At 46.1% G+C, this 11,579-nt stretch carries 15 protein-coding genes and 1 riboswitch; of the genes, 12 read left to right on the top strand and 3 right to left on the bottom strand.

Annotation, left to right across the window (positions count from 1 at the left end):
* Positions 1-31: 31 nt before the first annotated feature.
* Positions 32-1,351: a diaminopimelate decarboxylase gene (gene lysA, locus NYE28_RS12380; protein WP_012117893.1), complete on the top strand. Its 1,320-nt coding sequence runs from the start codon at positions 32-34 to the stop codon at positions 1,349-1,351.
* 44 nt (positions 1,352-1,395) lie between these two features.
* Here the strand turns inward: lysA and NYE28_RS12375 are convergent, their stop codons facing one another.
* Positions 1,396-2,295, bottom strand: a complete 900-nt coding sequence (locus NYE28_RS12375; protein WP_014418285.1) for a DUF1002 domain-containing protein — start codon at positions 2,293-2,295, stop codon at positions 1,396-1,398.
* Between the two features lie 284 nt (positions 2,296-2,579).
* Between NYE28_RS12375 and NYE28_RS12370 the strand changes: the two genes are divergently transcribed.
* The 9 genes from NYE28_RS12370 to ribT all read left to right on the top strand — a co-directional run bounded on the left by NYE28_RS12370 (position 2,580) and on the right by ribT (position 9,240).
* Positions 2,580-3,011: a peptidylprolyl isomerase gene (locus NYE28_RS12370; protein ID WP_003153363.1), complete on the top strand. Its 432-nt coding sequence runs from the start codon at positions 2,580-2,582 to the stop codon at positions 3,009-3,011.
* Positions 3,012-3,160: 149 nt separating this feature from the next.
* Complete coding sequence (locus NYE28_RS12365) at positions 3,161-3,652, top strand: CcdC protein domain-containing protein (protein WP_015240128.1); 492 nt, start codon at positions 3,161-3,163, stop codon at positions 3,650-3,652.
* 80 nt (positions 3,653-3,732) lie between these two features.
* On the top strand, positions 3,733-4,308 hold the full coding sequence (gene lepB, locus NYE28_RS12360) for a signal peptidase I (protein ID WP_032861567.1): 576 nt from the start codon (positions 3,733-3,735) through the stop codon (positions 4,306-4,308).
* Between the two features lie 247 nt (positions 4,309-4,555).
* Positions 4,556-4,900 carry a hypothetical protein gene (locus NYE28_RS12355; RefSeq protein WP_007409423.1) on the top strand — a complete coding sequence of 115 codons (345 nt, stop codon included), beginning with the start codon at positions 4,556-4,558 and terminating at the stop codon, positions 4,898-4,900.
* Positions 4,901-5,019: 119 nt separating this feature from the next.
* Positions 5,020-5,166, top strand: a riboswitch (FMN riboswitch).
* Between the two features lie 131 nt (positions 5,167-5,297).
* The gene (ribD, locus tag NYE28_RS12350; protein WP_094031816.1) at positions 5,298-6,413 is read left to right on the top strand and encodes a bifunctional diaminohydroxyphosphoribosylaminopyrimidine deaminase/5-amino-6-(5-phosphoribosylamino)uracil reductase RibD; all 1,116 of its coding nucleotides are present in this window, start codon (positions 5,298-5,300) and stop codon (positions 6,411-6,413) included.
* The gene (gene ribE, locus NYE28_RS12345; RefSeq protein WP_007409425.1) at positions 6,394-7,041 is read left to right on the top strand and encodes a riboflavin synthase; all 648 of its coding nucleotides are present in this window, start codon (positions 6,394-6,396) and stop codon (positions 7,039-7,041) included. Before ribD ends, ribE (NYE28_RS12345) begins: the two co-directional genes overlap by 20 nt.
* A 14-nt stretch (positions 7,042-7,055) precedes the next feature.
* A complete protein-coding gene (locus NYE28_RS12340; RefSeq protein WP_003153371.1) occupies positions 7,056-8,252 on the top strand; it encodes a bifunctional 3,4-dihydroxy-2-butanone-4-phosphate synthase/GTP cyclohydrolase II in 1,197 nt (398 codons plus the stop codon).
* Positions 8,253-8,284: 32 nt separating this feature from the next.
* Positions 8,285-8,749: a 6,7-dimethyl-8-ribityllumazine synthase gene (gene ribE, locus NYE28_RS12335; RefSeq protein WP_003153372.1), complete on the top strand. Its 465-nt coding sequence runs from the start codon at positions 8,285-8,287 to the stop codon at positions 8,747-8,749.
* Positions 8,750-8,865: 116 nt separating this feature from the next.
* Entirely contained in the window at positions 8,866-9,240 is a 375-nt protein-coding gene (ribT, locus tag NYE28_RS12330) for a GNAT family N-acetyltransferase RibT (protein WP_003153373.1), read from the top strand.
* Between the two features lie 65 nt (positions 9,241-9,305).
* On the opposite strand, the gene NYE28_RS12325 is transcribed toward ribT, so the two are convergent.
* Entirely contained in the window at positions 9,306-9,827 is a 522-nt protein-coding gene (locus tag NYE28_RS12325) for a DUF309 domain-containing protein (RefSeq protein ID WP_064107547.1), read from the bottom strand.
* An 87-nt stretch (positions 9,828-9,914) separates the two neighbouring features.
* Positions 9,915-10,004: a YjcZ family sporulation protein gene (locus tag NYE28_RS12320; protein ID WP_003153376.1), complete on the bottom strand. Its 90-nt coding sequence runs from the start codon at positions 10,002-10,004 to the stop codon at positions 9,915-9,917.
* 207 nt (positions 10,005-10,211) lie between these two features.
* Between NYE28_RS12320 and NYE28_RS12315 the strand changes: the two genes are divergently transcribed.
* Positions 10,212-10,967 carry a segregation/condensation protein A gene (locus NYE28_RS12315; RefSeq protein WP_060674357.1) on the top strand — a complete coding sequence of 252 codons (756 nt, stop codon included), beginning with the start codon at positions 10,212-10,214 and terminating at the stop codon, positions 10,965-10,967.
* On the top strand, positions 10,957-11,550 hold the full coding sequence (scpB, locus tag NYE28_RS12310; protein WP_007409428.1) for an SMC-Scp complex subunit ScpB: 594 nt from the start codon (positions 10,957-10,959) through the stop codon (positions 11,548-11,550). The genes NYE28_RS12315 and scpB overlap by 11 nt, the downstream gene beginning before the upstream one ends.
* Positions 11,551-11,579: the final 29 nt, after the last annotated feature.

Genomic DNA, 11,579 nt, shown 5'->3' with positions numbered 1-11,579 from the left:
CCATATGCGGATCAGAAAGAGGGAATGAGCATTGTTCTTACATGGCACAAGCAGACAAAACAAACTAGGTCATTTGGAAATCGGAGGTGTGGACGCGCTGTATTTAGCGGAGCATTACGGCACGCCTCTTTATGTTTACGATGTGGCTTTAATACGTGAGCGCGCTAAAAGCTTTAAACAGGCATTCATTGACGCGGATTTAAAGGCGCAGGTCGCGTACGCGAGCAAGGCGTTTTCTTCTGTTGCGATGATACAGCTCGCTGAGCAGGAGGGGCTCTCACTGGACGTTGTATCCGGCGGAGAGCTGTTTACGGCGGTTGCGGCTGGTTTTCCGGCTGACAGGATTCATTTTCACGGAAATAACAAAAGCGAAGAAGAGTTGAAAATGGCGCTCGATCATCAAATCGGCTGCATCGTCGTTGATAATTTTTATGAAATATCCTTACTTGCGGAACTGTGCCGCAAATCAGGGCGCACAATGGATGTGCTTCTGCGGATCACTCCGGGGGTAGAGGCGCATACGCATGATTATATTACAACGGGACAGGAAGATTCCAAATTCGGTTTTGATCTGCATAACGGGCAAATAGAAAAGGCGATTGAACAAGTATTACAGTCAGACCATATCCGCCTTCTCGGCGTTCACTGCCACATCGGATCGCAAATTTTTGATACGGCGGGCTTTGTGCTGGCCGCAGAAAAAATCTTCGCAAAACTGAATGAATGGAGAGAATCATTCGGCTTTGTCTCTGAAGTGCTGAATTTAGGGGGCGGCTTTGGCATCCGCTACACGGAGGAGGATGAACCCCTTCATCCCGCCGTTTATGTGGAAAAAATTATCGAAGCGGTAAAAGAAAACGCAGCGCTGCACGCTTTTGACATTCCGGAGATCTGGATTGAACCGGGACGCTCGCTCGTCGGAGACGCCGGAACGACGCTTTATACCATCGGTTCGCAAAAAGAAGTGCCCGGCACCCGTAAATATGCAGCGGTTGACGGGGGCATGAGCGATAATATCCGTCCTGCGCTGTATCAGGCGAAATATGAAGCCGTATCGGCAAACAGAATCGGAGAACACCACGATAAAACGGTATCCATTGCGGGTAAGTGCTGTGAAAGCGGTGATATGCTCATTTGGGATATAGATCTTCCGGAAGTGAAAGAAGGCGATCTTCTCGCCGTTTTCTGCACGGGAGCATACGGATACAGCATGGCTAACAACTACAACCGCATTCCGCGTCCCGCCGTCGTTTTTGTGGAAGACGGCGAAGCGCATCTTGTCATTAGAAGGGAAACTTATGAAGACATTGTAAAACTGGATCTGCCGTTTAAGACGGGGGTCAAACAATAAATAAAAAAGAGACCGGAACAATGGCGTCCGGTCTCTTTTTGCATTCAGCTGTTAGAACTTGATCCGCTGTCTCCTGTAAATACAGACACGATCGCATTCCAAATCGAAGCGAAGAAATCAATGACTTTTTGAACAAAGCTTTTGCCTTCATCGGATTGAATGAACTTCGTGATTTTGTCTTTTGCCTTGTCAAGCTGACTGCCGACTTGGCCCCAATCAATCTTGGCGTTTTTCATTTTATTAAACAATGAAACGAGCTGGTCTTTTTGAGCGTCAGTCAGTGTAATGTTAAGGTTTGAAGCCGCATCATCGACCTTTTTCTCGATTCCTTCTTTTGTATCGGGCACACCGTTTTTCGCGAAATCATCTTTAATGTTTGCGATGAGCGCGGAGGCGTTTTTATCCCCGATTTTATCCCCGAGATTTGAAGTGGTGACAAGCTCTTGGTTGGCGACCTGTTTTACATCTTCTGAAATCGCTTTGTCTGATGAGACTTCATATGCCTTGATGATTCCTGTTAATGCTGCGGTGCCTGATACCTCAAACGGCGCCGTCACGTATACTTTCGCATCTTTCACTCCTGCTGTCATCAGGGCGTTCAAGTACATTTCATCCGTGATGGAATCGATATTATGGGTCTTAACGTCAAGCCCGGACCCTTTCTTTGCCACCGTGATGGATGATGAAGAGATGGCTCTTGTGCCGATTTGGGCATTCGATATATATTTTCCCAGATATTCATGTTCTTCTTTATTCGTGACCGTCACTTTTGTCGCGTTATCAGGGACATTTAATTCGTCAAGCACTTTCTGACGGTTTTCGTTTGACAGATCCGCCCCCAGTGTGACGATGACATCTCCGACTGCGGCATCGGCCAGGCTGATTTTCGGTATTGTGCACAATACAACGGCCGCCGCCAGCAATCCAATCCACATTTTTTTCAAAGCGGTTAACCTCCTTCTTTTCACAAATGCCGTTTTAAAGCGGTTTGTGAGGGCCTGCGTGAAGCAGTTCCGATACATAGACGGCTGTGAAGCTGTTCTGGTTTCATTTTCTTTCTGCGGAAGCGGGGAGATTCGTTTTCCGGCTGAAGGTATGGTATAATAGCCGCGAAAAGAAGAGCAGAGGCCTCTTCCTTCAAAAGAATATCAAAAAGAAAGCCGGCTTACAATTGAAATTCATATTGAAGAAGGCTTTGACAAAAAACAATACGGAAGTAGGAATGAGAATGAAAACTGGTTATATCGAAATGGAAAACGGCAGCAGAATCGAATTTGAACTTTATCCGAATGAAGCGCCTAATACAGTCGCTAACTTTGAAAACCTGGCGAATACGGGCTTTTATGACGGCGTTATTTTCCACCGCGTGATCCCGGGCTTTGTCAGCCAAGGCGGAGATCCGACTGGGACAGGCATGGGCGGAAGCGGAAAAACGATCAAATGTGAAACAGAAGGCAATCCGCATAAACACGAAGCCGGTTCTTTATCAATGGCGCATGCCGGTAAAGACACGGGTTCAAGCCAATTCTTCATCGTACATGAGCCGCAGCCGCATTTAAACGGCGTTCATACTGTATTCGGAAAAGTGACAAGCGGTTTAGAGCATGCGAAAAACATGTCTAACGGAGACAAAATGAAAGAAATCCGTGTAGAAGGATAATGACGGAAAACCCGCCTTTTTCAGGCGGGTTTTTTTATGTATATGAAAATTCTCATGTGTAAATCATGAAAAAATACATATATGAATGATAGTAGTTCCTCTGGTATAGTGATAAAGACCGATTACAACAATGAAAAGAGGTAGAAACGTTGGTTCAATTGGCAACCGTTTTATTTGTCATTATCATTCTCGCACTTATAATTTGGTTCAGGGTGAAAAAGGGGAACAGGCCGATTAAAGGCGGCGGCTTCGGCATCATTCTCCCGCTTTTGATTATCGCCGTCATTTTTACATTCAGCATCAGCCAGCTCATGAATATCCCGGGAAAGCCGTTTCATTTTCCCGCTCTTTGGGAGCTCGCCATCGCCGGACTGTTAGGCGCGGTATTCGGCGTCATCATGCTGTCGCAAACCGCCTATGAAATCCGGGAAGACGGCTTTGTCTACTCCAAGCGGAATAAAAACTTTAAATATGTCATTATCGCGATTATTGCGATCCGTATCGTGCTCAGCCAATATTTCAAAAACATTGACGCGGCGGAATTCGCCGTTTTAACGATGGAACTTGCTTTTGTGTATTTGTGCATTTGGCGGATCGGAAGCTTCGTGAAATACCGTAAAATCAGCAGATCCGGCTTATAAAATGAAAAAAATGGATGAGGTACGGGGCTTATTTGCCCTCTGTGCAGGGATTCATGGTAAAATAAAAACGACCATGGCTAATGGGAGGAAATCACTTGAAATCAGAAAAAGAAAAAACTTCTAAAAAAAGCGCCGTACTTGATTGGGCGAAAGCCATTATCATCGCTGTCGTTCTGGCACTGCTCATCCGAAACTTTTTATTTGCCCCTTATCTCGTTGATGGAAGATCAATGGATCCGACGCTGCATGACCGCGAGAGAATCTTTGTCAATATGACGGTCAAATACATAAGCGACTTCAAACGCGGCCAGATCGTCGTGCTGAACGGAGAAAACGAGCACTATGTCAAGCGGATTATCGGACTTCCCGGCGACACGGTGCAAATGAAAAACGATCAGCTGTACATCAACGGCAAAAAAGTGTCCGAACCGTATTTAGCGGCAAACAAGCACAAGGCGAAACAAGACGGCTATGACCGGCTGACAGAAGACTTCGGCCCGGTGAAGGTGCCGGACGACAAATATTTCGTCATGGGTGATAACCGCAGAGAATCTATGGACAGCCGCAACGGCCTCGGTCTTTTTACGAAAAAACAAATAGCGGGCACATCAAAATTCGTCTTCTTCCCGTTTAATGAAATTCGCAAGACGAAATAAACCGTACAGGCAGTTTTCTTCATGAGGAAAACTGCTTTTTTATATAAATTTATCTTTCCACCCTCAAAAACAGAACATAAATTCGTATATCTATTTAATAGATAGAAAGTTTTACAGATACATGAAACATCTTCCCTTTATGAAACGTTATATGAATAACTCACGCAGGGAAGAACGGTTTTCTATTCATGAACAAAAGGAATATGACATAGTAATGAATAGATTGATACGGGCTGGAGGTAGAAAAATGGGAAGAATTAAAACAAAAGCAGCCATTTTACTTGTACTGCTGCTGTTATTAGCGGGCGGTTATATGGTCATAAACGATATTGAACTGAAAGACGTGCCGACTGCAATCGGACAAACCCTGTCCCAGGAAAAAGAAGAATATACAGTCAAAACATATAAAATTACGAAAATCGAAGGAACTGAGTACCACGGTACGGCAGAAAACGGCACAAAAATTATTTTTAACGGCGACAAGCTGAAGCAGGATCTCTCCGATGTGAAAAAGGGAGATAAGATTAAAGCGTATTTCAGCAAATCAAACCGGATTGACGGCTTATTGAAGGTCGTCAAAGTGAACGAATAAATAAAGGCGCCTTTTATGGGAAAAGGGCGCTTTTTATTTTTCTGAATAATTAGGTGCAAATTCATTGCGCCTGCCGCAAAGGATGTTATAATAGCGGATAAGGACAAAAAAATATTGATTGTATCCTTCGGGGCTGGGTGAAAATCCCGACCGGCGGTAATAAGGCGTTTTGCGCTTTACAGCCCGTGACCCGTATGCATCTGTATACGGTGGATTCAGTGAAAAGCTGAAGCCGACAGTGAAAGTCTGGATGGGAGAAGGATGAGAGAAGCTATGCAAAAAATAAACTTACTGTATAGTCTTATTTCCTATGGATTAAAACTGGCAAAGCCCCGAACTGTGTAAACATTCGGGGCTTTTTTGACGCCAAATTGCGTGGAAGAAGGGAGGGATAACGATGGAAGAATATTATATGAATACGGCAATAGAACTTGCCAGACGCGGTGAAGGACAGACACAGTCCAATCCTCTTGTCGGCGCTGTCGTCGTCAAAAACGGACAGATCGTCGGAATGGGCGCCCATTTGCAATACGGAGAAGCGCATGCCGAGGTTCACGCGTTTCATATGGCCGGCAGACACGCAAAAGGCGCCGATTTGTATGTGACGCTGGAGCCTTGCAGCCATTACGGAAAAACACCGCCATGCGCCGAACTGATAATAAAGTCGGGGATAAAAAGGGTGTTCATTGCTGTGAAAGATCCGAATCCGCTTGTAGCCGGAAAAGGCATCGGAATGCTGGAAGCAGCGGGCATCGAAGTGAAAACCGGACTTCTCAGGCAGCAGGCAGAAGAGCTGAATAAAATGTTTCTTCACTTCATGCGGACCGGACTTCCGTATGTCACCTTGAAAGCGGCCGCGAGCCTTGACGGGAAAACAGCGACTGAAACCGGTGACAGCAAATGGATTACATCAGAGGCAGCAAGGCTTGATGCCCAGCAATACAGGAAATCGCATCAAAGCATTCTTGTCGGAGCAGGCACAGTCAAAGCTGATAATCCGAGCCTGACCTGCAGGCTTCCTGATGCGGTGAAGCAGCCGGTCAGAGTGATTCTCGATACAAAGCTGACCATTCCTGAAACGGCAAATGTGCTCACTGACGGCGCTGCGCCGACATGGATATTTACGGCCAAAGGTGCAGACGTGCAAAAGAAAGACCGGCTGACCGCACTCGGAATAAAAGTTATTCCGCTGGAAACAGACCGCATTCACGTCCCTGAGGTGCTCAGTATTCTCGCTGAAAACGGCATAATGTCCGTTTATGTGGAAGGCGGAGCATCCGTACACGGAAGTTTTGTCAAGGAAGGCTGTTTCCAAGAGCTTCATTTCTATTTCGCCCCTAAATTAATCGGAGGAACGCTTGCTCCCAGCTTGATCTCCGGTGAAGGTTTTCAATCAATGAAAGATGTCCCCCATTTACATTTCACACAAATCACCCAAATCGGGCCGGATATAAAACTGACGGCCATACCTAAAGATGGAAAGGATGGTGACGATGTTTACAGGAATCGTTGAAGAAACAGGCACGATCCAAGCAATCAAAAAGACAGGCCTTTCCATGGCATTAACCATCGCCGCTTCAAAAGTGACAAGTGATGTGAAGCTTGGCGACAGCATTGCGGTAAACGGCATCTGCCTGACCGTAACCGGATTTTCTGACAATCAATTTACGGTTGATGTCATGCCGGAAACAGTGAAAGCCACTTCGCTGAACGGCTTGTCAAAAGGCAGTAAAGTAAACCTGGAAAGAGCGATGTCCGCCAACGGACGGTTCGGCGGCCACTTTGTATCAGGGCACGTGGACGGAACGGCGGAAATTACGCGGATCGAGAAAAAAAGCAACGCGGTCTATTACGATTTAAAACTTTCGCCGGAATTGACAAAAACGCTCGTATTGAAAGGTTCAATTACGGTAGACGGCGTGAGCCTGACGATTTTCGGTTTATCAGACGAAAGCGTGACGGTATCCATCATTCCGCATACCATCTCAGAAACGATTTTTCAGACGAAAACAGTCGGATCGACCGTAAATATTGAGTGTGACATGATCGGCAAATACTTATACCGCTTTCTGCACAAAACAGAACAAACGAAAAGCAATCAAACTATCACGGAAGCCTTTTTAAGCGAGAACGGCTTTTAGAAAGGAAGATCGATATGTTTCATCCGATAGAAGAGGCGTTAGAGGCGCTGAAAAAAGGTGAAGTCATCATTGTTGTCGATGATGAAGACAGAGAAAACGAAGGAGACTTCGTAGCGCTGGCTGAGCATGCCACGCCGGAAGTGGTGAATTTTATGGCGACCCATGGGAGAGGCCTGATCTGCACGCCGCTGTCTGAAGACATCGCCGGCCGGCTGGATCTTCACCCGATGGTCGATCATAATACGGACTCACATGAGACCGCGTTTACGGTCAGTATTGACCACAGGCTGACAAAAACGGGCATCAGCGCGCAGGAACGTTCCTTTACCATTCAGGCGCTGTTGAACGAAGAATCTGTGTCTGACGATTTTCAGCGTCCGGGCCACATTTTCCCCTTAATCGCAAAAAAAGGAGGCGTCCTGAAGCGGGCCGGCCATACGGAAGCAGCCGTTGACCTTGCAAAAGCCTGCGGATCTCAGGGAGCGGGCGTCATTTGTGAAATTATGAATGAAGACGGCACAATGGCCAGAGTGCCGGAGTTAGCCGAAATCGCCGAACGCCACCAGCTGAAAATGATTACGATAAAAGACTTAATAGAGTACCGTTACAACATTACGACCCTTGTGAACAGAGAAGTTGATATTACGCTGCCGACTGACTTCGGCACGTTTAGAGTTTACGGATATACAAACGAGGTTGACGGAAAAGAACACCTCGCCTTTGTCATGGGGGATGTCCCGTTTAACAGCGAACCCGTTCTTGTCAGAGTGCACTCAGAATGCCTGACGGGCGATGTGTTTGCATCCCATCGCTGTGATTGCGGACCTCAGCTTCATGCCGCGCTTGCGCAAATTGCTGAAGAAGGCCGCGGCGTTCTATTGTATTTGCGCCAGGAAGGCAGAGGGATCGGTTTAATCAATAAGCTGAAGGCGTACCGATTGCAGGAACAAGGGTATGACACGGTTGAAGCGAACGAAGCGCTCGGCTTTCTGCCTGATCTGCGCAACTACGGCATCGGCGCCCAGATTCTCCGCGACTTAGGGGTTCAGCATATGAAACTTTTAACCAATAACCCCCGGAAAATCGCCGGCCTCGAAGGATACGGTCTCAGCATTTCAGAACGGGTGCCGCTTCAAATGGAAGCGAGTGAGCATAACAAGCAATATTTACAGACCAAAATGAAAAAACTTGGACATCTGCTTCATTTCTAAAAACTAATCTCACAAAAAAGGATGGATAACATATGAATATCATACAAGGAAACCTAGTAGGAACAGGACTTAAAATCGGAATCGTCGTCGGCAGATTTAATGAATTTATAACGAGCAAGCTGTTAAGCGGAGCGGAAGACACGTTGCTTCGCCACGGTGTAGAATCAAACGACATTGACGTCGCTTGGGTGCCGGGAGCGTTTGAAATCCCGTTTGCGGCAAAGAAAATGGCGGAAACGAAAAAATACGATGCCGTCATTACGCTCGGCACGGTTATCAGAGGAGCGACAACGCATTATGACTATGTCTGCAATGAAGCGGCAAAGGGCATTGCCCAGGCGGGAACGGCGACGGGCGTCCCGGTTATCTTCGGCATCGTGACGACTGAAACCATTGAGCAGGCCATCGAACGAGCCGGAACAAAAGCCGGAAATAAGGGAGCGGATTGCGCAGTATCTGCCATTGAAATGGCAAATTTAAACCGTTCATTTGAATAATTTGTTGAAAAGCGTTTAAAACAGCGGCGAAAATGATATAATGTGAGGAAACGGATCGCCTTTATGTATCCGTTTGATAGGACATGAATGGACATTTTGGATATAGAGGGGTTTTTATGTTAATTCGTTATAAAAAATCGTTTGAAAAGATTGCGATGGGTCTTCTGTCATTTATGCCGAATGAAAAAGATCTCAAGCAGCTTCAGCAGACAATAAAGGACTATGAAACGGATACTGGCCGCCAGCTCTTTCTTTGGAAAGAGGATGAAGATATCGTCGGAGCGATCGGAGTCGAAAAAAAGGACTCAGAAGTTGAAATCCGGCATATCAGCGTGAATCCTTCTCACCGCCATCAAGGAATCGGAAAGCAAATGATGGACGCCTTAAAACGTCTGTTCAAAACGGAGGCACTCGTTCCGAATGAATTAACGCAAAGCTTTTTTGAACGCTGTCAACATCAAAAAGATCAGGATATCTCATATAATAACTGACAAATGCTCCCGGAATCTTCACGGTTTCGGGAGCTGTTTTGATATAGAAAAAGCAGGGCTGACCGTCAGCCTCTGCTTTTTTTTCTTCTCTCAATTTCCCGTTCGCGTTCCTTAATGACATCCGTCCTGTCCCGCAGGCGGTGTTTATGAATAAGAAAGGTATCTGATACGCCGTCTTGCCCCCATGTATAGCCCTTTCGGCGGCATTCGGCAAGACATGCTTCTTTCAGGGCTTCATCTGTAATCGGCAGCATAACACTTTTATAAGGCAGGCCCGCTTCTATATCGTCTGACAGCGTTTCTATCAGCTCAATCAGCTTCGGGTGGCTGAGACCGAGAGAACAGACCGCCTGCTTTTCAGACCGGAGAATACGTAAGCTGTTGGCAATCAGCCGTTTCGCCCCGGCTTCATTTCCCCTGCGCTGGTGATACAGAGCGACGGCAAGCTGAATCAGGCCGACCCAATGAACGCTCCGCTTTTCAGCCGGGCTTTCTTTCCAATATTCCTCTAACAGTTCATGACACTCAAAATAATCTCTTGATGCGTGAAATTCGGCCAAAAAGCCGATATAAGCTTTAGGATACAAGCCGCTTCCTCCTTTTATGCTAAAACCAGTGTACCACAGCGCTATGAAAAGGAAAAAAGAGCGGCTTGGTGTCTGAAGCCTGAGGAACTAGCAGATGTAAGATGCTCCTACGACAACGAGCAAAATAAACAGAACGACAATTAATGCAAAACCTCCGCCGAAACAAGCTCCGCTCATGTGAAATCAGCCTCCCTTTGTTTCAAGTTTACACGGCTATCATATGTGCATCCGCCTTTAAAGGTATAGGCGTATATCTTCTTTTTCAGTATTTTCTAAATAACGGATGACGTGTATAAAAGTATTGGACGAGAGCATTTCGGTGGATTATACTAAAGGGTAGCCAGTTTTTCCGGCAATGAGAGTGATATTGAAAATGGTGAGATAATGGTAGAATATCAAGTGAAAATTGATACGTTTGAAGGCCCATTGGACCTGCTGCTTCATCTGATTAACCGTCTTGAAATCGACATATACGACATACCCGTGGCAACCATTACTGAACAATATTTATTATATGTACATACAATGCAAGAGCTTGAACTTGATGTCGCCAGTGAATATCTGGTCATGGCGGCGACGCTTCTCAGCATTAAAAGCAGAATGCTGCTTCCGAAACAAGAGGAAGAGCTGTTTGAAGACGAAATGCTTGAAGAAGAAGACCCTCGGGACGAGCTGATTGAAAAGCTGATTGAGTATAGAAAGTATAAAACCGCTGCGAAGGATTTAAAAGAGCGGGAAGAAGAAAGACAAAAGTCATTTACAAAGCCGCCGAGTGATTTAAGTGAGTATGCAAAAGAAATCAAACAGACGGAGCAGAAGCTGTCGGTGACCGTTTATGACATGATCGGCGCGTTTCAAAAGGTGCTTCAGCGTAAAAAAATCACGCGGCCGAAAGAAACGACCATTACAAGACAGGAAATACCGATCGAAGACAGAATGAACGAAATCGTAAAAAGCTTAAAAACGGCGGGGAGAAGAATAAACTTCACGGAGCTTTTTCCTTCTCGGCAAAAGGACCATCTCGTCGTGACGTTTTTAGCAGTCCTGGAACTGATGAAAAATCAGCAGATTATCATTGAACAGGAAGAAAACTTTTCAGATATATACATTATGGGGAGTGAATCCATTCATGGCGCTTGATATCGTGAATTGGAAAGCGATTGTGGAAGCCCTGCTGTATGCGGCGGGGGATGAAGGGCTGACCAAAAAGCAATTGGTGACGGTGCTTGAAATAGAAGAAGCGGAACTGGCCGGAATCATGGAAGAAGTGGCCGCTCAGTACAAGGAAGACGACAGAGGCATCGAGCTTACCGAATATGCGGATACGTATATGCTTGGAACGAAAAAAGAATTCGTGCCTTATTTGAAAAAACTAATCGAAGTGCCGTCAAAAGGGCTGTCACAGGCTTCTTTGGAAGTGCTGGCGATCGTTTCGTACAAGCAGCCGATCACACGGGCGGAAATTGAAGATATCCGGGGCGTGAAGTCTGAGCGGATTCTGCACAGCCTCGTGTCAAAAGCGCTGCTGTGTGAGGTGGGCCGCGCCGACGGTCCCGGCCGGGCGATTTTATACGGCACGACACCGGTGTTTCTTGAACAATTCGGCTTAAAAACATTGGAGGAGCTCCCGCCGCTTCCTGAAAATGCGGAGGAAGATGTTCTCCAGGAGGAAGCCGATTTATTCTTTGAAAACTTCAACCAAACTTTTGAGGATATTAAATAATAATCGTTTTTCATCATACGATAGTAGGG

It is taken from the genome of Bacillus sp. FSL R5-0443 (genome assembly GCF_038608285.1).
In the GTDB taxonomy this organism is placed as follows: Bacteria; Bacillota; Bacilli; order Bacillales; family Bacillaceae; genus Bacillus; species Bacillus velezensis.
This window is presented reverse-complemented; position numbering and strand designations above follow the sequence as displayed.

Bases quoted from the DNA above. Each gene is read 5' to 3' on its own strand.
- NYE28_RS12370 (WP_003153363.1), top strand. From the start codon at position 2,580: ATGAAAACTGGTTATATCGAAATGGAAAACGGCAGCAGAATCGAATTT.
- lepB (WP_032861567.1), top strand. From the start codon at position 3,733: ATGGGAGGAAATCACTTGAAATCAGAAAAAGAAAAAACTTCTAAAAAA.
- NYE28_RS12355 (WP_007409423.1), top strand. From the start codon at position 4,556: ATGGGAAGAATTAAAACAAAAGCAGCCATTTTACTTGTACTGCTGCTG.
- ribD (WP_094031816.1), top strand. From the start codon at position 5,298: ATGGAAGAATATTATATGAATACGGCAATAGAACTTGCCAGACGCGGT.
- ribE (WP_007409425.1), top strand. From the start codon at position 6,394: ATGTTTACAGGAATCGTTGAAGAAACAGGCACGATCCAAGCAATCAAA.
- NYE28_RS12340 (WP_003153371.1), top strand. From the start codon at position 7,056: ATGTTTCATCCGATAGAAGAGGCGTTAGAGGCGCTGAAAAAAGGTGAA.
- ribE (WP_003153372.1), top strand. From the start codon at position 8,285: ATGAATATCATACAAGGAAACCTAGTAGGAACAGGACTTAAAATCGGA.
- ribT (WP_003153373.1), top strand. From the start codon at position 8,866: ATGTTAATTCGTTATAAAAAATCGTTTGAAAAGATTGCGATGGGTCTT.
- NYE28_RS12320 (WP_003153376.1), bottom strand. From the start codon at position 10,004: ATGAGCGGAGCTTGTTTCGGCGGAGGTTTTGCATTAATTGTCGTTCTG.
- NYE28_RS12315 (WP_060674357.1), top strand. From the start codon at position 10,212: ATGGTAGAATATCAAGTGAAAATTGATACGTTTGAAGGCCCATTGGAC.
- scpB (WP_007409428.1), top strand. From the start codon at position 10,957: ATGGCGCTTGATATCGTGAATTGGAAAGCGATTGTGGAAGCCCTGCTG.